The following is a 285-nucleotide window of genomic DNA, read 5'->3' on the forward strand; positions in this document are numbered from 1 at the left end:
AAGCAGCACATCCGCTACATGGTGGGCGGCCGCTCGCCGCTCGCGCATGACGAACGCCTGTTCCGCTTCGAGTTTCCCGAGCGGCCGGGCGCGCTGATGAAGTTCCTGTCGTCGATGGCGCCGAACTGGAACATCAGTCTGTTCCACTATCGCAACCAGGGCGCGGACTACAGCTCGATCCTCGTCGGCATCCAGGTGCCCGCGAGCGAGACCGAAGCGTTCGAACGTTTTCTCGCCACGCTCGGCTATCCGAACTGGGAAGAGACGCAAAACCCGGTGTACCGG

The 285-nt window shown here is 63.2% G+C and carries 1 pseudogene; it reads left to right on the forward strand.

The window, feature by feature from the left end:
- A pseudogene (locus tag PQQ53_RS35035) lies at positions 1-285 on the forward strand (threonine ammonia-lyase, biosynthetic); the annotation flags it as partial.

Origin of the sequence: Paraburkholderia strydomiana (assembly GCF_046030495.1) — a bacterium.
Lineage (GTDB): Bacteria > Pseudomonadota > Gammaproteobacteria > Burkholderiales > Burkholderiaceae > Paraburkholderia > Paraburkholderia strydomiana_A.